This window comes from Cyclobacterium xiamenense, assembly GCF_900109255.1.
GTDB lineage: Bacteria > Bacteroidota > Bacteroidia > Cytophagales > Cyclobacteriaceae > Cyclobacterium > Cyclobacterium xiamenense.
In genome coordinates this window covers 1,063,479-1,087,028 of record NZ_FNZH01000002.1, presented here as the reverse complement: position 1 = coordinate 1,087,028, position 23,550 = coordinate 1,063,479, and the positions used below count along the sequence as shown (strand labels likewise).

The following is a 23,550-nucleotide window of genomic DNA, read 5'->3' as shown; positions in this document are numbered from 1 at the left end:
TCTGTTCGTTTGACAGCCATATGGCCTAAAAGCACCAAATTGTTGTAATATAAGGGTAAAAAAAATTATCCGGTAACCAAACCCTACTACGCTTTCAAAAAATGGTGTACCCCATTTTTAATCTGGTCCACAGCGGGCAAATCATTGGCAAAACTGCCGTTAAGAATGCCGTTTCGCACCGGGATTTACTGCAGGACCTAAAAGTAGGCACGCCCTCCAGCTTTCGGGAAAAAATGAGTGTGCATGTAAAAGTCTATTTTGATAACGTCGACGAATAAAGAGAAGGCAAACATGGTGTTGCCTTCTCGTTCCTGTATTGCTTCGCGCGATCACGCGTTTGCCTACGGTGCCTCTACACGCTGCCTGGAAACCCCCAGACCATCTATGCCCAATTCTACTTCGTCGCCTGCCTTCAAATACCTCGGTGGCTTGAGCCCCATTCCTACCCCGGCGGGTGTTCCGGTGCTGATGATGTCTCCCGGTAACAGGCTCATGTATTGGCTAATGTAACTTACCAGCTGCGGTACGTTGAACACCAGATCAGAGGTCGTACTGTCCTGCATGGTCTCGCCATTTACCTTCAACCACAGGCGCAATTGGTGGGGATCCGCTATTTCATCCCTACTCACCAGGTACGGACCCAAGGGGGCGAAGGTGTCGCAGCTCTTTCCTTTTACCCATTGCCCGCCATGGTGCAATTGAAAATCCCGCTCGCTGACGTCGTTGTGCAGCACGTAGCCAAATACATGATCCATGGCGTCTTCCTCTGAAACATAACTCGCCTTCTTACCGATAACAATTGCCAACTCCACTTCCCAATCCGTGGCCTTGGAATTTCTGGGAAGCTTGATGGGATCAAAGGGACCGGTCAGCGCGGAGGTAGCTTTCATAAACAAGACCGGCTGCTTGGGAACCTCCATCCCGCTTTCTTTGGCGTGCAGGGAATAATTCAATCCCACGCACATAATTTTCGAGGGGTAGGGAACCGGCGATCCCAACCGCTCGGAAGGAGCGATCTCCGGGCAGGAAGCAGCGTTGACTGCAAGCCACTGCTTAAGTGCCTCCAGGCGATTCGGATCACCCAAAAATTCAGCGGTCCAATCGGCGCCGAAAGCCGAACAATCCAGCAATTTTCCCGAGTCAGTAACAATTCCGGGTTTTTCATTCCCCGCTTTTCCAAAACGAATCAGTTTCATGTGTTATCTTAGTTTTATAGTATAGGTTACATTTTTAATTTACAAAAGCCGCCGTCTACCAGGTAATCCGCCCCGGTCAAAAAAGCAGCTTCGTCGGATGCCAGGAAAAAGGCCATATTGGCCACTTCCTCCGGGCTACCCATTCTTCCTACCGGTTGTGTGGCTGCCAGTTGATCGAAAACTTCCTTTTCCTTTCCGGGATAGGTTTTGGCCAGGTAGTCATCCACAAAGGGCGTATGAATCCGTGCGGGAGAAATGGCGTTGCACCGGATATTGTCGGTTACATAATCCCGGGCAATGGTCAAGGTCATATTCAATACGGCCCCTTTGGACATGGAATAGGCAAACCGGTCGGGTATGCCCATGGTCGCTGATACCGATGCCATGTTGATGATAACGCCCCCTCCCTGGGATTTCATCCGTCCAATAACCGCTTTGGAGCAATGAAACACCCCCTTGATATTTACGGCATACAAGCGATCCAGGTCTGCCTCCTCCGTGCTTTCCAGGTTTCCAATATGGGAAATGCCGGCATTGTTTACCAGAACATCGATGTTCCCGGGAATGCTATCCATTACCTCCTGCACCTGTGCCCCCACGGATACATCTGCCTGCCGGAATTCTACCTCCAACCCCGTTTCTTGTAATTCCCTACTGACTTTTTGCCCGCTGGCCTCATTGAAATCCAGCAGGTACACCCTGGCACCTGCGCCAGCAAATTTTTTAACGATAGCAAGTCCAATGCCACTGGCCCCGCCGGTGACGACGATCGTTTTTTCGTTCATAAAGTTTCTTTCGTTTTCTAGTTGCGGATGAGTTAAAATCTTATTTCCCCAGCATGGGAAAAAGTCGCATTAGGTCCTCCTCGGTTGGCTGTGACCCGTATTCACACACTTCAAATGCTTCCGCGTACCCAACCTGCTCCGCCCGGGCAGACCCGTACCACTTTTCCAGGTTGCTTCTGACCGCAGGTGTAATGCTTCCAAATCGTTTTCCCTTGAGCCATTCTTTTCGCTCCTCTTTCCCTTCGGGAACTTCGTCTGCATAGCCACCAATCCAGGGAAGCCATTCATAAAACTGGGACACGTGTGCGTCCATGCCGTCAATCTTTTTATCGATCACCTGGGTAATATCAATCGCTACGTGTGGTTCAAAGGGGTTGGGCTTTTGGAAATGATCCTGGAAGTACAAAAAGACCGGGTTTTTCCGCAAGGGAGGCGTATCGGGAGCCACGTTGGGTACGCCGACCATGTAGGCGGCATCCTGCACCAACACACCCGTATAGCGGTGGTCAGGGTGGTAGTCATTTGGGCGTGGCGCGATGACTACATCCGCATCCCATTCGCGAATCTTACGGATTATTTGAAGACGGATTTCAAGCGTTGGAAGCAATTCACCGTCGTGGTTATCCAGTACGTCATAGTCCACGCCCAGCCGCCGGGCTACTTCCTGGGTTTCCGCAATACGCCTTTTCGCCAGCATGCCTCCTCCCTCTTCCATGTGTCCGGCATCGCCATTGGTCACCGAAACAAATTTGACCTTGTGCCCCATGGCTACAAACAAAGCGGCGGTACCGCCACCTTTAATGTCACAATCGTCCGGGTGGGCGCCGATCATGATGATCCGAAGGGGATCTTCCTGGGCCTGAACCCCAGCAAACGATACGAGGAATACGGCTAATGCAAAAACAGTAAATTTCATACGCTGATTAATGGGTTAAATAAAAGATAAAGTTTGAAGATAGTCAATTCGCACAATTTTGCCAATCCGCTATTCCAAAATATCCGGAATATACCCCTTGCCCGGAACTTATTCCTTATCTTTGCAGCCTAAAATTTTCAACGAAAAAAGCCCCATACACATGCTTCAGGTAAATGAAATCAGAGATCATTTCGATCGTGCCTGCGAAGGATTGAAAAAAAGAAACCTTCCTGAACCCGAATCTTTACTTCAGGAAGTGCTGAAACTGGACGATAAACGGAAGCAGACCCAGGTAGAGCGGGACGGCCTGCAAGCCGAGTCCAACGCCATGGCCAGACAAATCGGGCAATTGATGAAAGAAGGTAAAAAAGAGGAAGCCGAGGCCGCCAAACGCCAAACAGCAGCAATTAAATCAAAGGTAAAAGCGCTGGAGGAGGACTACGCGACCTGCGAGGAATCACTAATCCGTCTGCTTTATACAATCCCCAATGTTCCACACCCATCCGTCCCGGCGGGAAAATCTGCTGAGGATAACGAAGTAGTTTTGCAAAAGGGAACCATTCCCGCGTTAACAGGTACGCAAAAAATGCCCCATTGGGAGTTGATCAAAAAATACGATATCGTGGATTTCGAATTGGGTGTTAAAATAACTGGCGCTGGGTTTCCTGTATACAAAGGCAAAGGAGCCAAATTGCAACGAGCGTTGATAAACTTTTTCCTGGATGAGGCCGAAAAGGCAGGCTACAAGGAGGTACAACCCCCAATCTTAATCAACGAAGAAAGCGGCTATGCCACAGGTCAATTACCGGACAAGGAAGGGCAGATGTACTTGGCTGGCGCGGATGGGCTTTACCTGATCCCCACGGCCGAGGTACCCATCACCAACATGTACCGTAATGAGGTGCTTAGTGAAAGTGATCTTCCCAAAAAAAATGCCGGGTACACACCTTGTTTCAGAAGAGAGGCCGGAAACTGGGGAGCACACGTGCGGGGGCTAAACCGGCTGCATCAATTTGACAAGGTCGAAATTGTTCAAATCACCCACCCCGACCAATCCTATCCGAGTCTGGAGGAGATGAGCCTGCATGTGCAGGGGCTGCTGCAAAAATTGGAGCTGCCCTACCGCGTGCTGCGCCTTTGCGGAGGAGACATGGGGTTCACGGCTGCCCTTACCTATGACATGGAGGTCTTCTCTGCAGCGCAGGAACGCTGGTTGGAGGTGAGTTCGGTGAGCAATTTTGAAACCTACCAATCCAATCGCCTAAAACTCCGCTTCAAAAATCAGGACAAAAAGACCGTATTGGCGCACACGCTTAACGGCAGTGCTTTGGCATTGCCTCGAATTGTGGCAGCTCTACTCGAAAACAACCAAAGCGACCAGGGCATACGCATGCCGCAGGTATTGGTGCCCTACCTGGGCTTCGAATGGATTAGCTGATTCCCAGCCTTTCTTTCCACACCTGTACTTCCGCATAGGCCCGGTCGACGACAAGCCGTTGATCGGGGGTAAGCGGTTGGTTGGCACCCCGGCTTGTCAACTCCAGTTGCAAACCCGATTTGTTTAGGTAATACCGGGAAGATAGCTGGTAATTTGCGGTAATCCGGGTCTCCATCTCCCGAACCTTCTCCTGAAGCCAATCCACGTCTTCCCTTCGTTCTGGGTCAGTGGCATGTTGACACATCCAGGCGATCACTTCGGGGTAATAATTCCCCGCTATTGGAGACAAGCCGGCCGCTCCTTCGCGAAGCGAGCCCACGGCACTTCCCATATGAGCGTTGTACAGGTCCAATCCACTACCTCGGGATGCGGCCAATTTTTCACGAATGGCATCGATATCTTCCGTGGTATCTTTGTGGTATACCAGACGATCCGTTTCCAAAAGAAACGCCAATACCTTCCGGGACAAGATCCGTTTGTAGGGCCTTGGACATTCGTAGGTTCCCAAGGCCAGGGATTCGGTTTGGCCGAGATAATCCTCCAAACGGCGAATCATTGCCTCGTCCGTTTCGGCGGCCTCTGCAAAATGAGCGGTAATGCAAATGACCGCATCCACGCCAGTGTCCGCAAGCCGCTTGGTAAAATCAGCTTTTTCCCCGGCATTGCTGCCAAAGGATCCTGTGGAAACTACGGGAAACCGACCATTGACCCGTTTTACAACGGTTTTTGTGACCCTCAGGCGTTCTTCTGGAGTTAATTCATACATTTCGCTACTCAGGCAGTTAGCAAACATGCCCTTTGCTCCCGCTTCCAGGTAATGGTCGGTCAAAGCTTCCAATCCCTTGTAGTCGATGGATTTGTCCTTTTTATACGGCGTCAGCATGACCGGTACAAAGGACTTTTGATCGGCTGGAAGGGTGGTTGCATTCTTCGCCTGCAGCCTAGGTAGTGGGGCTGTACCTGCGGCCATTCCTACGATGAGGTGCTTTAGAAATCTTCTCCGTTGGGCAAGTCCTGTGCTCTGCTTTTCGTTCATCTCAATTAGCTAAGGTTTGAAATTTGTTCCGTTCAGCGTCAGCCGGAAAAAAACGCGGAAACTTCTGCTGTACACGTAGGATACTTTTTTTTTGCAATTTGGGCTAATCCTCACTCGCCATGGAGTAAATTAATCCCCTATCTGCCCGAAAGTATATCGGGCTATCCCTATCTTTGTCCTGTATGTGGAAGGAGATTATTCTATTGGTAAAGAAAGAGGCGGTACTGGAATGGCGCCAAAAATATGCCATCAATGGCATCCTCCTGTACGTGGTTAGCACCATTTTTATCGCCTATCTTAGTATGGGAGCGGGTAAGGGAAACCTGGGAGTTCCCGTATGGAACGCGCTGTATTGGATCATCATCCTGTTTTCTTCGGTGAATGCCGTGGCAAAAAGCTTTATACAGGAACACCAGGGAAGGCAATTGTACTACTACATGATTGCTTCCCCGGAAGCGATCATCCTGTCCAAAACCATTTACAACACCCTTCTGACGCTGGTGCTGGCCTTACTCGGTTACCTGGTATTTGGCCTGGTATTTGGCAACCCGGTTGCCGATCAACCGCTGTTTTTGCTCAACCTACTCCTGGGAGCCATTGGCTTCTCGGCTTCGCTTACCATGGTATCTGCCATTGCTTCGAAAGCCAGCAATAACGGCACCCTGATGGCAATTTTAAGTTTTCCCGTCTTGATTCCCATTTTGCTAATGGCCATTCAGGTTTCAAAAAACGCGATCGATGGCTTGGACAGGGAAATAAATCTGGATAAAATCCTTACCCTCCTTGCCATCAACGCCATCGTAGCCGTTTCTTCGTACATTCTTTTCCCTTACTTGTGGCGCAGTTAGTACGCCTTTTAGCAGCAAAAGGAGCCACCTTCTCGGATGCTTTGACCGATAAGCAAATAAACCAGACAAATGTGAATAAATCACGTATAAACCTTTAATTTTGCCTGTGGTTATACCAGGTAATACCTGCCTTTTTTCAAGCAGCGCGGCCCTCCGAAAACCCTTCCTTACCCGAAGATCGTTTACCGGAAGTAAGCGTTCCAGAAAAGGCAATATTGCTCAAAATTTGATCGTCTATGAAAACTTACTGGTGGAAAATTCTGGCTATTCTCTTACTGGCTTACACCATCGTAGCGGGACTGCTGATAGAGGTGCCTCGACTTCCGATTCTAAACGAGACCATTCGCGCGCTTTTTTTTCACGTCACCATGTGGTTTGGGATGCTGCTAATGCTGATGGTTTCGGTGTATTACGGCGTCAAGCATCTTCGCACCGGAGAATTAAGGTACGACGACCTGGCAGTGGAGTTTACAAACACGGCCATTCTCTTTGGGGTGGTAGGGATTAGCACAGGAATGATCTGGGCAAAGTTTACCTGGGGCGACTATTGGACCAATGACCCAAAATTAAACGCTTCCGCCATTGGCTTGCTCATGTATTTTGCCTATTTGGTCTTGCGTAACTCGTTGACCGACGTGTACCAACGGGCCAAAATAAGCGCTGTATACAGCATTTTTGCATTTGCCGCATTCATCCCCTTGATTTTCATTTTACCCCGCCTGACCGATAGTCTCCATCCGGGAAACGGTGGAAATCCAGGGTTTAACGCCTATGACATGGATAGCAAGCTGCGAACGGTATTTTACCCCGCCATTATCGGGTGGACCCTATTGGGAGCCTGGATCAGCACCCTTCGCGTCCGTTACAGACGTCTGGAAAGAAAATTAGAAGACCATTTGATCAATCAATAACATGAAAAAATACATCGTTGCAATGCTTTTACTGGCAAGCATCAGTCTGAAAGCGCAGGACAAAATAGGCATCACTGAGGAAGATTATCAGAACTCCTCCGTTCAAATGGCAGATGGAATGCGCTCGGATGGAAAAATATACGTTTTAGTAACCATAATTGGAATTGTTTTGGGGGGAATTCTGGTTTATGTCATACAGACAGACCGGAAGATCAGCGGACTGGAGAAAAGATTTAACAAATAAACCATGAAAAGAGGACATATTATCGGCCTGGGAATCATTGGGCTGGCCATTATCATCATCATTACCTCCATCGGAGATGCCAGCACCTACGAAAGTTTTTCCACGGCTAAAACGATGGCAGTCAACGGCAAAACCGAGGCTATCCACGTGGTGGGCGAGTTAAAAAAAGACCGGAATGGAGAGGTAGTGGGCATCGAAGTTGGTCAGGACAAAACCTCCTTTACCTTCATTATGGTTGACAATGACGGGACGGAACAGCAAGTGTACTACAACGAACCGGTTCCGGCGGATTTTATCCGATCCGAACAAGTGGTAGTCATCGGCACCTACAAGAGCGAGGAAATGTTTGTCGCGGACAAAATCCTCATGAAATGTCCTTCCAAATACCAGGAAACGGATGTCAAAACCGCCTCTTCATAAGACTGCCGAAATTTCGCACACCTTTAAAATTACGTAACACATGATGAATACCTTTATGGGTAACCTGGGCCATTTCATGGTAATTCTGGCTTTTGTCAGTGCCTTGGTATCGGCTGTTTCTTACTATTATTATACCCGTGCAGGCGAATTGGAAAAGGCATCCTGGCGAAATTTCAGCAGGATCACGTTCTACATCCACGGAATTGCATCGGTAGCCATCGCGTTTTCCTTGTTCGAAATCATATACAATCACCGGTTTGAATATTTTTATGCCTATTCGCATTCCTCCATGGGATTGCCGGTTCATTACATGATCTCGAGTTTCTGGGAAGGGCAGGAAGGAGCATTTATCCTCTGGATTTTCTGGAACGTGGTATTGGGCCTGGTCGTTATTCACACCAATAAATTTTGGGAAGGTCCTGTCATGCTGGTTTTTATGCTGGTACAGGCATTTCTCGTTTCCATGATTCTGGGTGTGGTCATCGGCGACCTAAAAATCGGAAGTTCCCCGTTTATGTTGCTACGGGACGTATCCGAAGCCCCGATCTTTCAGATCAATCCGGAATTTGTCCCCGAGGACGGCACGGGATTAAATCCGCTTTTGCAAAATATTTGGATGGTCATACACCCTCCCACGCTTTTCTTAGGCTACGCTTCCACCCTGATCCCCTTTGCCTTCCTGATGGCCGGTCTTGGGCTAAAAAAATACTCCGAGTGGATCCGTCCAGCGTTGCCCTGGGCCATATTTTCTGCCATGATTTTGGGAATGGGCATCATTATGGGGGCTTACTGGGCCTATGTTACGCTCAATTTCGGCGGATACTGGAATTGGGACCCTGTTGAGAATGCCGTGTATGTTCCCTGGCTAATCATGGTAGCAGCTATTCACACCATGATCACGTTTAAAAAGAGTTCCACTGCTTTGAAAACCTCCATGGTACTGGTGATCAGCTCCTTTATTTTGGTATTGTATGCCACGTTTTTGGTCCGAAGTGGGGTATTGGGTGACTCTTCGGTGCATTCCTTTACCGATTTGGGCCTCTCCGGGCAGTTATTGATTTACATGCTCTTCTTTTTAGCCGTGGCAATCTTCCTGGCGGTCAGGGAATGGAAACACATCCCGACTTCGGAAAAAGAAGCTTCTGTGTATTCCCGGGAATTTTGGATTTTTATCGGTGCAACTACCTTGGGTTTAATGGCTTTTCAGGTCATCGTACCTACCTCCATCCCGGTTTACAACGCCCTGGTGGAGAGCTTTGGTGGGCTCTCTAATTTGGCGCCTCCAGCCGATCAGATTGGTTTTTACACCAAGTTCCAACTCTGGTTTGCCGTGGCTTTGGCCTTGCTTACCGGTATCGGGCAGTTTTTCTGGTGGAATAAAATGGATAAACAGGATTTGAAAAATGCCCTGATTACGCCCTATATCGTATCCATGGTACTGGCCGCCCTGATCATTACCATTGGAAAAGTTTACGATATCACCTACATCGTGATCGTTTTGGCAGGGGCTTTTACCATCGTAGCCAATAGCACCATACTCATCAAGCTTCTTAAAAAGAAAACATTCAAACTCTCCGGAGGCTCCCTCGCACACATTGGACTGGGCATGGTGCTAATTGGGGTGATGTTTTCTTCCGGGTATTCGGACACCATTTCCATCAACATGTCCGGCTTGACCTATAAAAAAGACTGGGAGGACGAGTTGAACAAAGAAAATGTCCTTCTCTGGATCAACAAGCCCCTGCAGATGAAAGAATATGAGGTCATCTACCGAGGCAGGTACAAGAAGGTAGTAGGCGTCCCTGGATATGTCAAAGCGGATGCGCTGGAAGCCACCGGCGAAATTAACCAATCCATAGCCGTACGAGACATCGCTATAAATGACCAACTGTACCACCAGAAAGGAGATACGGTGAAGTTGGTACTAGAAGAAAACTCCTATTTCAAAGTGGAGTATTACCAGGAAGACGATCTGAAATTCACCCTGTTTCCCATGTCTCAGCCAAACCCCACCATGGGGTTGATCTCTTCGCCGGATTCCAAACGATACCTCACCCGGGACCTCTACACGCACGTTTCCGCAATCAACGACTACGAAGAACCGGAATGGAAAGAAGGCGATCGGGTAAATGCAGCTCCCGGGGAACAGTTTTTCATCAACGATTTTGTTACCCGCTTTGAGGGAGCCGAGGTGGTCAACGAGTTGGATGGCCTGCCGCTGGAAGAAGGAGACGTGGCGGTGAAGGCCAACCTTACCATCCTAGACTACGACGTGGAGAAAAAGCTGGCGCCCATTTTCCTGATTCGAGGAAATCAGGTAGGCAAAATTCCGGACATCGACAATGACCTGGGAATTCGGGTAGAGGTGGAAAACATTGTCCCCGAGGAAAACAAGTTTGTCTTCAAGGTAGACACCTACCAAAAGGACTACGTGGTCATGAAAGCGGCGGTGAAGCCCATGATCAATGTGCTCTGGTTGGGCACCATCGTGATGCTCATTGGGTTTTCGGTTGCGATTTTCCGTAGGTTTGACGAATTTCAGAAAATGAAAAAGAAGGGACTGGAATAAATGCCGGTGCTTTACTTGAACGATTATCCCAACCCCCAATTAATTTTGGGGGTTATTTTTTTTAATTTGCCGGCATGAAATCAAGCCGGCCGACCGCATGGCATACCGCAGGCCATAACCTTAAGGGAATTTATGCCGCATGCGAGATGCAACCGAAGGTCGGGACAGGCATAGTACCGCTTAACGACAATAATAAACCCCATGAAATACAAGCTAGCAATTATCGGTACCGGAAACGTGGCCTACCACCTTTCAGCAGCCTTGGAAAGCGCAGGGCACGTCGTGACCGAAGTCTACGGAAGAAACCTCGCTGCTGCCGGGCAACTTGCCTCCCGGCTTTACGGGACCGAGGCATGTGACAGCCTGGATTTCACCGAAAGTGCCGCACGCATCTACATCCTTGCTGTCAGCGATGCCGCCATCCCCGACATCGCCGAAGCCATTCTGCTCCCGGAGAGGAGTACCCTGCTGCATACCAGCGGAACACTTCCCCTGGATATTCTGGCCTACAGTTCGGCCGATTATACGGGGATCCTCTACCCCCTGCAAAGTCTAAGCAAAGGAAGAGAAATTGGTTTTGAAGAAGTCCCCTTTTTATTGGAATCCGAAGAGCCAGAAACCCTGAAAATGCTCAAAAACATCTGTAAAAGCCTTTCTTCCCCCAGTTATCTGGTCTCTTCCGCCAAGCGCCGGTCCATTCATATCGCCGCTGTTTTTGCCTCAAATTTCACAAACCATATGTTGCTACTGGCAGAATCTCTGATGAGGCAGCAAGGACTCGATTTCAACATGCTGAAACCACTGGTGGTGGAACAAATCAACAAAAGCCTGCAGATGGGGGCGCGCGCTGCCCAGACAGGTCCGGCGGTACGAGGCGACTTCGACACCCTGGAAAACCACCTCCACTACCTTTCCTCTGACGAAAAACTGGCAGAAATTTACCAAGTGATCTCTCAAAACATCATTGACAGTCACTGATATTCCATCAGCAGTAGCCATTTTAATTAATCACAAATGATGGGGATTTTTTCCGGGAAATAGTATCCTCATTGGTCCTTTTGTCGTTATTTTGTACCATGAGAAAATTGCAGGCATCCCCGGTCTTTACGTTTAGTGCCTTTGTGAAGATTATTCGCCCGGGAAACCTGCTCTTGGTGGCATTTGCCCAGATCATGACCGCTTTTTTCCTGATCGAAACCAGCCGCTCGGGGCAGCCGGTTTTGCTGGATTATCACCTATACCTCCTGGTCACTTCCACGGTGATTCTGACTGCCTCCGGGTACATGATCAACGATTACTACGATGTGAAGATCGACTACGTAAACCGACCCAAAGCCGTGGTCATTGGGAGAGGAATGAAGCGGAGAATGGTCATGATTCTACACACCGTAATGAATCTAGTGGGTATTTTACTAGGGGTGCTGGTGCACCCAAAGATCGGTGCCATTACCTTTATTGCTGCTTTCCTGCTTTGGCTGTACAGCAATTCACTCAAGCGCCTCCCCTTTATTGGCAACCTTACCGTCGCGTCACTTACCGGCCTGGCCATTTGGATTGTAGGACTCTATTACCAAAAAGCAGAGCTACTGATCCTTACCTACGCCTTGTTTGCCTTCTTTATTAATCTAATCCGGGAAATTCTGAAAGACATCGAAGACCGAAATGGGGACCGAAAACACGGCTGCCGGACCCTCCCCATTGTATTGGGCTTCAGAAAGACGAAACAAGTTATTTTCATCATCGCTTTCTTTTTCGTCGCAGCCATTCTCATCGTGACCTTCCGGCTTAACGAACCGCTTTTATTCTTTTATTTTGGCATTCTAAGCATATTTTTCTGCTTGTTCATGTTTAAAATTTACAAAGCCGACCGCAGGTCTCATTTTACAGAATTGAGTAAACTGTCTAAACTACTCATGCTAACTGGTATTCTAAGCATGAGCTTTCTTTAATCTTTTCGCACATTACTGTATATTGGAGGATGAAACACGTTTTGATACAATTCGCCTTCTTTGTTCTTGGTTTGCTTTTCTTTGCTTGCCGATCCGAATCCGGCGACACAGAAAACGGTGACCCTGCAGCCACCAATCCATTCCCCAAAGAAATCATCTCCTTTTCTCCTCTGCCTGACAACCCCATATTTAGAGGTACAGGTGAAGATACCTGGGACCGAAAGATCCGGGAAAGGGGGTTTATCCTAAAAGAGGAAGACGGGTATCACCTGTGGTATACGGGTTTTGAAGGATACGATCCGGGTACCATCCTCAAACTGGGCTATGCCTTTTCGGAGGACGGTTTTCATTGGGAGCGTTCCGACGCCAATCCCATTTTCGAAGCAAGCTGGGTAGAAGACATGATGGTTTGGAAAGAGGGAGAAACGTACTACATGTTTGCTGAAGGAAAAGACGACATTGCGAAAATGCTGACCTCTACCGATAAAATCCATTGGGAAAACCAGGGTAGCCTGGATATCCGAAAAACCGACGGGTCACCCTTGGACGAAGGTCCCTATGGTACGCCCAGTGTTTGGGTGGAAGACGGAACCTGGCACCTGTTTTACGAACGAAACGACCAGGGCATCTGGTTGGCCACCTCCACCGATCGTAAGGTATGGACCAACGTACAGGACGATCCGGTGATCCGTATGGGGCCGGAAACCTACGATCAGTACGGGTTGGCAGTAAATCAGGTAATTCGCTACCAAGGCTACTATTACGCCTTTTACCACGGTACCTCACTGGAAGACTGGAGTGATTGGACGATGAATGTTGCCGTGTCCAGCGATTTGATTCACTGGACAAAATATCCTCAAAATCCCATCACTGGGGACAACAAATCAAGTGGTATATTGGTCCACGACGGCGCCCGGTTTCGGTTTTACACCATGCACCCTGAGGTAGTGGTTCATTTCCCTTCGGAGTAGCCGCTGGTTTTTTCCACACGTGACCTAAACGCCGTTCATTTTCCTTTGTAATTTTGTAGCTGAACCAAAACCACCGCTTATCTTGAAAAACATTGCCATTCTAGCCTCCGGAAGTGGGACCAACGCCCAAAAAATCATGGAATACTTCCGCCAATCTCCCAAAGGAAAAATTGTCTTGCTCGCCTCCAATAAAAAAGAGGCCTACGCACTGGAGCGAGCAAAAATGTTTGACGTTCCTACCGTTGTTTTTTCTAAAGCCGACCTGAAAAACGGAGGCTTGGCAGAAACACTTCGACACCACCAGGTGGATTTGCTCGTTCTTGCCGGGTTTTTGCTGCAAATCCCACCTGCGCTGATACAGCAATTCCCGGACAAAATCGTCAACATCCATCCTGCCCTACTCCCCAATTATGGTGGGAGAGGTATGTACGGGATGAACGTTCATCAGGCTGTGAAGCAAGCAGGAGACAGGGAAACCGGTATCACGATTCATTTGGTCAACGAGAATTACGATGAAGGAAAAATCGTTTTTCAGGCAGCCGTTCCGATTGCCGAGGCGGACAGTCCCGAGCAAATCGCCGAAAAAGTACACGAACTCGAACACAAATACTACCCAAATGTGATCGAAAGCCTGATTTAATGCCCTGATTTTTCTAACTTTGCCCTCTTAAACGAATCAAACTAGTTTACTTACCGATGAATTTTCCGAACTATTGGCGGTAAAGAGTTGGATCTATTGCCTGCTTTGGAAAAGGAAAAAAATAACGAACCTAATGGCTGAAAAGAAAATACAATCTGCACTAATTTCTGTCTTTTATAAAGACAACCTTGAGCCCATTATTGCCCTTCTCAAACAACAGGGCGTGAAAATATATTCTACCGGAGGCACCCAGAAGTTTATCGAAGAGCAAGGTGCCGACGTCACTCCTGTAGAGGAACTTACCGGCTATCCCTCCATTTTTGGAGGAAGGGTAAAAACCCTCCACCCGAAGGTATTTGGAGGAATCCTCCACCGAAGGGCAAACGACGCGGATGTGAACCAGGCAAAAGAATATGCCATTCCAGCGATCGATTTGGTCATCGTGGACCTGTATCCGTTTGAAGAGACCGTGGCATCGGGTGCACCGGAAGAGGCCATCATTGAAAAAATCGATATCGGCGGAATTGCCCTTATTCGTGCTGCTGCAAAAAATTTTCAGGATGTGACGATCGTAGCCTCCCGGGAACAATACGGAGAATTGGAAGAAAAGCTCCGTTCCCAAAATGGAAGCCTTTCCTTAGGAGACCGAAGGTACTTTGCTGCCCGGGCTTTTCATGTTTCTTCGCATTACGATAGCCAGATCTTTACCTATTTCAACCGGGAAGAAAAGATTCCGGCATTGAAGGTCAGCGAAAACAAGGCCAAACAGCTTCGATACGGAGAAAACCCCCATCAGAGCGCTCACTTTTTCGGTGATTTAAGCGAGTTGTTCGACCAATTAAATGGAAAAGAGCTCTCTTACAACAACCTTGTTGATGTAGATGCTGCTGTGGCACTAATCGATGAATTTCCAGACGAAACCGCATTTGCCATTCTCAAACATACCAACGCCTGTGGGGTAGCATTGGGGCAAACGGTGAAGGAAGCCTACGAAAAGGCCTTTGCTGCGGATACGATTTCTGCTTTTGGAGGGGTATTGATTACCAACAAGCCAGTAGACCTACCGGCAGCAGAGGCCATGCATGGCCTGTTTTTTGAGGTGTTGATAGCACCGGACTATGAGGAAGCTGCATTGGATCTCTTGAAAGGGAAGAAAAACCGAATTCTGCTGAAGAAAAAAATCAAACTCACTGGGACACATCAGGTAAAAACACTTCTGAATGGCTTTGTTCAGCAAGACAAAGACCTGAAAACGGAAAGCAAGGCTGATTTTGAGGTGGCAACCAAGAAAGCGCCTACGGCCGACGAGATGGACGCCCTGGTATTTTCGCTGAAAATTTGCAAACATACCAAGTCCAATACGATCGTTCTGAGTAATAAAGATCAGTTGTTTTCCAGCGGGGTGGGTCAAACCAGCCGAGTGGATGCGCTGAAACAAGCCATTGAAAAAGCACGGGAATTTGGCTTTGATCTGCAAGGTGCAGTGATGGCCTCCGACGCCTTTTTCCCTTTTCCAGATTGTGTAGAAATAGCCGATCAGGCGGGAATTCGGGCAGTCGTTCAGCCAGGGGGCTCTATAAAAGACAAAGAAAGTATCGACTACTGCGATGCACACGGTATGAGTATGGTAATGACAGGAGTCCGTCATTTCAAGCATTGATACGCCGTATCCTTTTGCCAGCTGCAACCTGTGGCACAGGCTGAAAAAAAATTCAGCGAAGGTTTTCCCCTTCGCCGAATTTTTCCTGGTTTCCAAATAATTACGAATAAATAGGGGAATGCTTAACGGAATAAATCCGAAATAAGGTACTATTTTTGTGAGCACCCGTTCTTTTAAAGGGCCGAAATGTGCTAACTTTAAAGAACCAATAATCATTTAATTTAGAAAGGACCAAGATGGGATTATTTGACTTTTTTTCCAGTGACATTGCCATTGATTTGGGTACAGCCAATACACTTATAATTCATAAAGAGAAAATAGTGGTGGACGAGCCATCGATCATTGCGATCGATAAGACCAATAATAAAGTGCTCGCCGTGGGCAGGGAAGCCATGAACATGCACGAGAAAACGCATGAAAACATCAAAACCATCCGTCCCTTAAAAGACGGTGTGATCGCCGATTTTTACGCGGCGGAACAAATGATCCGGGGCCTCATTAAGATGATTCCTGGACACAACAAGGGCATGTTTCCCCAATCCCACCGGATGGTGATCTGTATTCCGTCTGGCATTACGGAAGTAGAAAAAAGAGCCGTACGGGATTCGGCCGAACATGCGGGTGGAAAAGAAGTCTACATGATCTACGAACCAATTGCCGCTGCTATAGGTATCGGGATTGACATCGAAAAACCGATGGGTTCCATGATCGTTGATATTGGAGGAGGTACCACAGAAATCGCCTTGATCGCCTTATCCGGGATTGTGGCGGATCAATCCATCCGGGTGGCCGGCGACACGTTTACCAAAGACATTTTGGACTACATGCGCCGGCAGCATAACCTGCTGATCGGTGAACGCTCTGCAGAAAAGGTCAAAATTGCGATTGGTTCTGCCCTGACCGAATTGGACGATGCGCCGGAGGATTACGAAATCCGGGGTAGGGACTTGATGACAGGTATTCCGAAAGTCATCAAAGTCTCGTATTCCGAGATTGCCTTTGCATTGGACAAATCGGTTTCGAAAATCGAAGAAGCCGTTTTAAAGGCATTGGAGATTGCACCTCCGGAGCTCTCTGCGGATATCTACGATAATGGCATTCACCTGACGGGAGGCGGCGCATTACTCAAAGGCCTGGACCGGCGGTTGCACCAAAAAACCAAATTACCGATCCATATTGCAGAAGACCCGCTACGCGCAGTGGTCAGAGGCACCGGAAATGCATTAAAAAATATCAATAATTTTAGAACCGTACTCATGACGTAAAAGCAGAATGCAACAAATAGTTTTATTTTTATACCGTCTGAGGGCACTTATTCTTTTTCTAGTCCTGGAGATGTTGGCCGTAGGGATCGTTTTCACACATAATTCACCACAGGGTGCCGTTTTTTTCAATAGTAGCAACAAACTGACCGGAAACCTGCTTGCAGTGAAAACCAATTTCATGTCTTATTTTTCGCTCTACACCGTCAACCAATCGCTGGCAGAAAAAAATGCCTCTCTGCTCAACCGGCTAGACCAACTCACCCCTGTTCGGGATTCGGTGGAGTTTACGCTGGATAGCGTCCTGGCCAATTCCTTCGAATTCTGGTCGGCCAGAGTGATCAATAACTCCATTCACCTCAGCCAAAATTACCTGACACTCAATAAGGGAATCATTCACGGAATAAAAGAGGGAATGGGGGTTTTTAATGAACAAGGGGTAATCGGCCGGGTGAAGGGTTCAAGCACTCATTTTTCTTCGGTCATTTCCGTATTACATACCGACCTATTGATCTCCTCCAAAATCAAGGATACGGAAGTCATCGGGTCCACCCAATGGGACGGACTCAAATCGGATGAGGCCAAATTGCTGTATGTGCCCCGCCATGTAGAGGTTGTCCCTGGGCAAGAAATCGTCACCTCGGGATACAACGCCGTCTTTCCGGAAGGAATTTCCATAGGAAAAGTAAAAGAGGTCAGACCGGGGGTTGAAGGAAATTACCTGGACATCACCCTGACTTTAAGTGCCGATTACAGCCGGTTGAATTACGTCTATTTGGTAGAAAACTACCTTCGGGAGGAATTGGATAGTTTGGAGATAGAAAACAGCGCCCCAGGACTATGAGCTCAGGTAAAATTTTAAAATACAGTGGTAGTTTTTTGGTCTATTTCCTGATTCAGGTATTTATTCTCAAGGATTTGGTCTTGTTTGGCTATGCCTTTTGTTTTCTCTATGTGTTTTTTATTTTGAGCCTTCCGCACGAAATGCCGACTATTCCACTCATGCTTATTGGTTTCTTCATGGGGCTGCTCATCGATTTGTTTTACGACAGCCTGGGCATGCATGCGGCCAGTGGCGTGTTGGTGGGGTTTATCAGAAACTCCTGGATCAAGGTAAATACGCCCACTGGGGGCTATGACGACAATGTACCACCTACGTTACTAAACATGGGCATTGGTTGGTTTTCGTTTTATAGCCTGCCATTGTTACTGCTTCACCACTTGCTGTTTTTTTATATCGACAGTTTAGGAACAGAAGTATACCTGCCACTCGTTATACGTGTAGTAAGTAGCACCGCTTTCACGTTTATTCTTGGAAGCATCGTGCAAGCAATATTTTATCGAAAAGAAAGGGTACTATAAATGTATACAGGTAGGTCGTTGGTTGTTGCAGTCAGCATTGGGTTGATAGCATTTGTGCTGTTGGGAAAATTATTTTTAATTCAGGTTACGGATGACAGCTATTTGAGGAAAGCGGAAAAAAACGCCATCCAACGTGTCGTGGATCATCCCTACCGTGGACTGGTATACGACCGAAACAATTCGCTTCTTGTTTTTAACGACCCGGTTTTTGACCTGATGGTGATCCCAAGGGAATTTAACCTGGAAGATACGGCCAGGTTTTGTGAGCTTTTCGGTGTGGAAAAGGAGCTTCTGGTTACCAATTTCAACGCGGCAAAAAAGTATTCCTGGGTAAAGCCCTCGCCACTGATCAAACAGATTTCCAAAGAGGAATTTGCGGGAATTCAGGATTTCCTCATCGATTACAAAGGACTGTTTGTCATGACCCGCTCCGTTCGGTCTTATCCCCAATCGGCAGCTTCCAGCGCACTTGGGTATATCGGAGAAATCAATGCTTCTCAACTTAACCGCGACAATTCGCAGTATTATTCCCAAGGGGACTACGTAGGTTTGAGTGGAATCGAATCCTATTACGAGCCCGACTTGCGGGGAAAAAAAGGAGCCAAATACAAGCTGGTAAATGTGCGAGGGATAGAAAAAGGTGCATTTAAAAATGGCGACCTGGATACACTGTCCCTCCCCGGAGAAAACCTGCAGTCCACTCTGGACCTGGATTTACAGGTTTATGGGGAAAAGCTAATGGAGGGAAAGCGGGGTTCCGTAGTCGCTATTGAGCCAAAATCGGGAGAAATCCTGACGATGATTTCTGCCCCTGTATACGATCCCAACATTCTTACCGGAGCTAAATTTGGCCAAAATTACCAATCCCTCAACCTCGATCCGGAGAAACCCCTTTTCAACCGGCCCATTATGGCTATGTATCCCCCGGGGTCCATATTTAAAATTGTTCAATCGCTAATCGGGCTGCAGGAGGGTATATTAACCCCTAATACGACCTTTGCCTGCAACAAAGCCCTGGTAAACTGCCACGAACACGCCAGCCCCACCAACCTGTTTGGAGCCATTCGAAACTCCTGCAATCCCTATTACCATCAGGCATTTCGACAGATAATCAACCGGGAAATTTCCCCGAACACCTACAAAGACACCCAAATCGGCCTGGATCAATGGGGAGAATCGGTTAGGAAATTCGGATTGGGTGAGCGCCTGGGTATCGATATCCATGGTGAAAAAGGAGGGTCCATCCCTTCCAGCCAGCTGTATGACCGCATTTACGGGGAAGGACGCTGGAAGTATTCGACCATTTATTCCCTTTCCATTGGGCAGGGTGAAATGCTGGTGACCCCCCTTCAAATGGCCAACCTGGCGGCAATATTTGCCAATAAAGGATACTACTACACCCCGCATTTGATCAAGGCCATCGGTGGGGACCCGTCCCGAATTCCCGAAAAGTTCAAAACCAAGTGGTACACAGGGGTTGATTCGGTTCATTTTGATTTGATTCAAGATGCCATGGAAGCGGCCTTATCCGGTACTGCTTCCCGGGCAATCATGAAGGACATAGCCATCGCTGGAAAAACCGGTACGGCACAAAATCCGGCAGGTGAAGACCATTCGGTTTTTATCGCATTTGCCCCGAAAGAAGATCCCAAAATCGCTATTGCGGTATACGTAGAGAATGCGGGATGGGGAGGCCGGGCCGCTGCAAGTACGGCGAGCCTTTTGATCGAAAAATACCTGACCGGAGAAATTAATAGGCCCCTGTTGGAAGAGTATGTATTGGCCGGTGATTTTATTTATTAATTGAGACAGAAAGAAACATATTTCGATCGGATCGACTGGGTAACCATCGGGTTGTATTTTGCACTGGTTTTAGTGGGATGGCTCAACATTTATGCGGCCGTCTACGACGAGCAAAATGCCACGTCGATTTTTGACTTTTCCATCAATTCCGGGAAACAGCTGGTGTGGATTGGAACCGCCATCCTGTTAATTGTATTGATCATGGTTGCCGATTACAGGCTCTTTCAGAATCTGAGTTTGGTACTGTACCTCTTTTTTGTCGTCATTTTGTTCTTAACCCCATTTATCGGAAAGGAAATCAATGGACAGCGAGCCTGGTTTGAACTGGGTGTTTTCCGGCTCCAGCCCGCAGAGTTTGCAAAATTTGCCACCGCTTTGGCCCTGGCAAAACTCATGGAAAACCCCACCTTTGACTTGAGCAAACTGAGCTATCAGCTGAAGGCAATAGGCATCGTCTTGCTTCCTGTTTCCTTGATCATGCTCCAGCCGGACACGGGTACGGCCATGGTATACAGCTCCTTTTTTATCATGCTTTACCGGGAAGGAATGCCACAAAAGTACTACGTGTTTTCCCTTGGCTTGATCGGCCTGTCGGTAGTCACCCTTGCTGTGGAGAATTCCTGGTACGTATTCGGAGGATTGGGCTTTTTGGTGCTATTATTGGTACTGGCGAGCAAAAAATCCTGGAAAAATATGCTGGGAATAGTTCTTCTGGGGCTGCTGATGGCAGGCTACTCCTACAGCCTGGACAAGGTGGTAGAAAAACTCCCCCCACACCAGCAAAACAGAATCATGGTTCTTTTTGATCCCGACGTGGACCCATTGGGTGTCGGCTGGAACGTAACCCAGTCCAAGATCGCCATCGGCTCCGGAGGACTTCTCGGAAAAGGCTATTTGGAGGGAACCCAGACCAAATTCGATTTTGTGCCGGAACAGCACACCGATTTTATCTTCTGTACACTGGGAGAGGAATTTGGATGGACGGGAAGCCTCGTGATGATTTCGCTTTTTGTCGCCTTGTTACTGCGGCTTATTTTCCTCGCGGAGCGACAAAAGACACGCTTTTCCCGAATCTACGGCTACTGCGTGGTGAGTTTGCTCTTTTTTCATTTTGCTATCAACATTGCGATGACTATCGGCTTGTTTCCGGTGGTCGGCATTCCCTTGCCATTTTTTAGTTACGGCGGTTCGTCCTTGTGGTCGTTTACCTTGCTTTTATTCATCTTCGTTAAACTGGACTCCCATCGCATTCAAATTCTCGGCAGAAGCTATTAATACAGGATTTATACCATGCCCCCGACACCCAAGAGCAAGTAAATTCCAGCCGCCACCGCCGCACCCAATATTGGACCAAGGATTGGCACCCAACTATACCCCCAATCGGAACTGCCCTTGCCTTTTATGGGCAACAGTTGGTGCATAATTCTGGGACCTAGATCTCTGGCCGGATTGATGGCGTACCCCGTAGTACCTCCCAGGGAAAGACCAATCACCCAAACCAAAAACGCTACAGGGAGTGCGCCAAGCGAACCCAGGCCGATGGGTGTATTCCGGCCGTCTTCCAAAACCGGTCCGGTAGAATACAAAATCACGATGATCAACACCGAGGTACCTACCATTTCTGAAAGTAAATTGGAAGGTAGGTTTCGTATCGCAGGTACCGTCCCAAATGGGGCAAATTTTAATCCGGGGTCATCCGTTGCATCAAAATGGTCTTTGTACACCAGCCAGGCAATCCCAGAGCCAAACATGGCGCCGAGTACCTGGGCCAGCACGTACTTGGGCACCAGCATCCACTCAAAATCTCCGGCAAGTGCCAAACCAATACTTACCGCAGGATTTAAGTGTGCCCCACTGTAAGGACCAGCCACTACCACGCCAATAAAAACACCCAATGCCCAGGCAGTCGTGATAACAATCCAACCAGAATTGAAACCCTTTGTCTTGTTCAGGACCACGTTGGCCACAACACCCGAGCCCATGGCTAGCAGCAGGGATGTCCCGACGAATTCGGCTACAAATACGTTCATACAATCAGTCGGTTAACCAGTTAAGGGTTCTTTTTACAGCTCTGTGCCAATATTTCAGGTTCTTTTCCATGGCAACGTTGTCTTTTTTAGGAGTGAAGGATTCGTCTGCTTTCCAAAGGGTCCTGATTTCATCCAGATCTTTCCAATACCCTACCGCTAACCCCGCCAGGTAGGCAGCACCAAGAGCTGTCGTTTCGATGATTTCCGGTCTTTTGATTGCGCATTGGGTAAGGTCTGCCTGAAATTGCATCAAAAAATCGTTGGCCGTAGCGCCCCCATCCACGCGCATTTCCTTCGTGGCTTCCCCAGCATCCTTTTCCATGGCCTTGAGCACATCGTAGACTTGATAGGCAATGGCCTCCAACCCAGCCCGCACCAAATGTGCCCGGCTGGTTCCCCGGGTAATCCCAAAAAAAGAACCCCTGGCATCCTGATCCCAATAGGGTGCACCGAGCCCGGTAAGCGCCGGAACAAAATACACACCGCCATTGTCCGAAAGACTATTGGCCATTTTTTCACTATCCCTTGCATCGTTTACTACGGAGATTCCATCACGAAGCCATTGAATGGCGGCACCGCCAATAAAAACGCTCCCCTCCAGGGCGTACTGTACCTGATCCCCTATTTGCCAGGCAATGGTAGTAAGCAGTTGGTTGTTGGATTTTACCGGTTTTTCCCCCGTGTTCATTACCAAAAAACACCCGGTCCCATAGGTGGTTTTGGCCATACCGGGTTCGGTGCATAACTGCCCAAACAACGCCGCCTGCTGATCGCCAGCTATACCCGCAATGGGAATCCTGGCCGACAACAAATCACCGGAGGTGGTGCCATATACTTCACTGCTCGATTTTACGACCGGCAAAATGGCCCGGGGGATGTCCAACAATTCCAGTAATTCCTCGTCCCAGGCCTTTTCGTGAATATTAAAAATCATGGTTCTGCTGGCATTGGTAATGTCCGTGATGTGCGCTTTACCACCAGTCATTTTCCAAACCAGCCAACTATCCACTGTACCAAAACAAATCTCTCCTTTTTCGGCCCGTGCTCTGGCCCCCTCCACATGGTCCAGTATCCATTTGATCTTGGTTCCCGAAAAATAGGCATCAATGATCAAACCGGTTTTGTCACGCACCATCTCCGAATACCCCTTCTCCTTGAGGGAATTGCAGAAGGCTGCGGTACGGCGATCCTGCCAAACGATGGCATTGAAAATTGGCTCTCCGGAATTTCGATCCCATAATATCGTGGTTTCGCGTTGGTTGGTAATGCCGATACCAGCGAGTTGGTGTGCACTGATATTCGCACGGGTGATGGCCTCTGTCGCTACCGAAGCCTGGGACGTCCAGATCTCCCTGGGATCGTGCTCCACCCAGCCCGATTGAGGAAACAGCTGTTCAAAATCCTTTTGAGCGGTAGCTACCGGCTGCCCCTTTTTGTCAAAAATTATAGCTCTGGAACTGGTCGTGCCCTGATCCAATGCCATCAGGTACTGGTTATTCTGGTCCATGGG

The 23,550-nt window shown here is 48.2% G+C and carries 23 protein-coding genes; 17 read left to right on the top strand and 6 right to left on the bottom strand.

Features of this window, described 5'->3' with window-relative positions; translation table 11 throughout:
* Nucleotides 1-101 precede the first annotated feature (101 nt).
* Nucleotides 102-278 (top strand): hypothetical protein, encoded by a 177-nt coding sequence (locus BMW71_RS09340; protein WP_177179597.1) that lies wholly within the window; start codon nt 102-104, stop codon nt 276-278.
* 63 nt (nt 279-341) lie between these two features.
* Here BMW71_RS09340 and BMW71_RS09335 read toward each other — a convergent pair whose 3' ends face one another.
* Genes BMW71_RS09335 through BMW71_RS09325 form a run of 3 tightly spaced genes read right to left on the bottom strand, consistent with a single transcriptional unit; the run spans nt 342 to nt 2,897 of the window.
* Nucleotides 342-1,196 (bottom strand): fumarylacetoacetate hydrolase family protein, encoded by an 855-nt coding sequence (locus tag BMW71_RS09335; RefSeq protein WP_092172550.1) that lies wholly within the window; start codon nt 1,194-1,196, stop codon nt 342-344.
* 26 nt (nt 1,197-1,222) lie between these two features.
* Nucleotides 1,223-1,981, bottom strand: a complete 759-nt coding sequence (locus BMW71_RS09330; RefSeq protein WP_092172547.1) for an SDR family NAD(P)-dependent oxidoreductase — start codon at nt 1,979-1,981, stop codon at nt 1,223-1,225.
* Nucleotides 1,982-2,021: 40 nt separating this feature from the next.
* Complete coding sequence (locus BMW71_RS09325) at nt 2,022-2,897, bottom strand: PIG-L deacetylase family protein (RefSeq protein WP_092172544.1); 876 nt, start codon at nt 2,895-2,897, stop codon at nt 2,022-2,024.
* Between the two features lie 160 nt (nt 2,898-3,057).
* Here BMW71_RS09325 and serS point away from each other — a divergent pair, with 160 nt between their 5' ends.
* Nucleotides 3,058-4,335 carry a serine--tRNA ligase gene (gene serS / locus BMW71_RS09320; protein ID WP_092172844.1) on the top strand — a complete coding sequence of 426 codons (1,278 nt, stop codon included), beginning with the start codon at nt 3,058-3,060 and terminating at the stop codon, nt 4,333-4,335.
* On the opposite strand, the gene BMW71_RS09315 is transcribed toward serS, so the two are convergent.
* Nucleotides 4,328-5,371 carry a dihydrodipicolinate synthase family protein gene (locus BMW71_RS09315; RefSeq protein WP_244891127.1) on the bottom strand — a complete coding sequence of 348 codons (1,044 nt, stop codon included), beginning with the start codon at nt 5,369-5,371 and terminating at the stop codon, nt 4,328-4,330. The genes serS and BMW71_RS09315 overlap by 8 nt on opposite strands.
* A 182-nt stretch (nt 5,372-5,553) precedes the next feature.
* Between BMW71_RS09315 and BMW71_RS09310 the strand changes: the two genes are divergently transcribed.
* The 15 genes from BMW71_RS09310 to rodA all read left to right on the top strand — a co-directional run bounded on the left by BMW71_RS09310 (nt 5,554) and on the right by rodA (nt 21,285).
* The gene (locus BMW71_RS09310) at nt 5,554-6,219 is read left to right on the top strand and encodes a heme exporter protein CcmB (protein ID WP_092172541.1); all 666 of its coding nucleotides are present in this window, start codon (nt 5,554-5,556) and stop codon (nt 6,217-6,219) included.
* Nucleotides 6,220-6,455: 236 nt separating this feature from the next.
* A complete protein-coding gene (gene ccsA, locus BMW71_RS09305; protein WP_092172538.1) occupies nt 6,456-7,130 on the top strand; it encodes a cytochrome c biogenesis protein CcsA in 675 nt (224 codons plus the stop codon).
* A gap of 1 nt (nt 7,131) precedes the next feature.
* Nucleotides 7,132-7,374, top strand: coding sequence for a CcmD family protein (locus BMW71_RS09300; protein WP_092172536.1), 243 nt, complete (start codon nt 7,132-7,134; stop codon nt 7,372-7,374).
* A 3-nt stretch (nt 7,375-7,377) separates the two neighbouring features.
* On the top strand, nt 7,378-7,794 hold the full coding sequence (locus tag BMW71_RS09295) for a cytochrome c maturation protein CcmE domain-containing protein (RefSeq protein WP_092172533.1): 417 nt from the start codon (nt 7,378-7,380) through the stop codon (nt 7,792-7,794).
* 40 nt (nt 7,795-7,834) lie between these two features.
* Complete coding sequence (gene ccsA / locus BMW71_RS09290) at nt 7,835-10,363, top strand: cytochrome c biogenesis protein CcsA (RefSeq protein WP_092172530.1); 2,529 nt, start codon at nt 7,835-7,837, stop codon at nt 10,361-10,363.
* A gap of 201 nt (nt 10,364-10,564) precedes the next feature.
* Nucleotides 10,565-11,341 (top strand): Rossmann-like and DUF2520 domain-containing protein, encoded by a 777-nt coding sequence (locus tag BMW71_RS09285; protein ID WP_092172528.1) that lies wholly within the window; start codon nt 10,565-10,567, stop codon nt 11,339-11,341.
* Between the two features lie 98 nt (nt 11,342-11,439).
* Complete coding sequence (locus tag BMW71_RS09280; RefSeq protein WP_092172526.1) at nt 11,440-12,312, top strand: geranylgeranylglycerol-phosphate geranylgeranyltransferase; 873 nt, start codon at nt 11,440-11,442, stop codon at nt 12,310-12,312.
* 29 nt (nt 12,313-12,341) lie between these two features.
* On the top strand, nt 12,342-13,283 hold the full coding sequence (locus BMW71_RS09275) for a glycoside hydrolase family protein (protein WP_092172523.1): 942 nt from the start codon (nt 12,342-12,344) through the stop codon (nt 13,281-13,283).
* A gap of 82 nt (nt 13,284-13,365) precedes the next feature.
* On the top strand, nt 13,366-13,923 hold the full coding sequence (gene purN / locus BMW71_RS09270) for a phosphoribosylglycinamide formyltransferase (RefSeq protein ID WP_092172520.1): 558 nt from the start codon (nt 13,366-13,368) through the stop codon (nt 13,921-13,923).
* Between the two features lie 133 nt (nt 13,924-14,056).
* On the top strand, nt 14,057-15,583 hold the full coding sequence (gene purH, locus BMW71_RS09265) for a bifunctional phosphoribosylaminoimidazolecarboxamide formyltransferase/IMP cyclohydrolase (RefSeq protein ID WP_092172838.1): 1,527 nt from the start codon (nt 14,057-14,059) through the stop codon (nt 15,581-15,583).
* A 236-nt stretch (nt 15,584-15,819) separates the two neighbouring features.
* A complete protein-coding gene (locus BMW71_RS09260) occupies nt 15,820-16,848 on the top strand; it encodes a rod shape-determining protein (protein WP_092172517.1) in 1,029 nt (342 codons plus the stop codon).
* Nucleotides 16,849-16,855: 7 nt separating this feature from the next.
* A complete protein-coding gene (gene mreC / locus BMW71_RS09255) occupies nt 16,856-17,689 on the top strand; it encodes a rod shape-determining protein MreC (protein WP_092172514.1) in 834 nt (277 codons plus the stop codon).
* A complete protein-coding gene (gene mreD, locus BMW71_RS09250; RefSeq protein ID WP_092172511.1) occupies nt 17,686-18,207 on the top strand; it encodes a rod shape-determining protein MreD in 522 nt (173 codons plus the stop codon). Before mreC ends, mreD begins: the two co-directional genes overlap by 4 nt.
* The gene (locus BMW71_RS09245) at nt 18,208-20,010 is read left to right on the top strand and encodes a penicillin-binding transpeptidase domain-containing protein (RefSeq protein WP_092172508.1); all 1,803 of its coding nucleotides are present in this window, start codon (nt 18,208-18,210) and stop codon (nt 20,008-20,010) included.
* Nucleotides 20,011-21,285: a rod shape-determining protein RodA gene (gene rodA, locus BMW71_RS09240; protein ID WP_092172506.1), complete on the top strand. Its 1,275-nt coding sequence runs from the start codon at nt 20,011-20,013 to the stop codon at nt 21,283-21,285.
* A gap of 8 nt (nt 21,286-21,293) precedes the next feature.
* Here rodA and BMW71_RS09235 read toward each other — a convergent pair whose 3' ends face one another.
* Both BMW71_RS09235 and glpK read right to left on the bottom strand, forming a co-directional pair.
* A complete protein-coding gene (locus tag BMW71_RS09235; RefSeq protein WP_092172503.1) occupies nt 21,294-22,040 on the bottom strand; it encodes an MIP/aquaporin family protein in 747 nt (248 codons plus the stop codon).
* A gap of 4 nt (nt 22,041-22,044) precedes the next feature.
* The gene (gene glpK, locus BMW71_RS09230; protein WP_092172500.1) at nt 22,045-23,547 is read right to left on the bottom strand and encodes a glycerol kinase GlpK; all 1,503 of its coding nucleotides are present in this window, start codon (nt 23,545-23,547) and stop codon (nt 22,045-22,047) included.
* Nucleotides 23,548-23,550 lie beyond the last annotated feature (3 nt).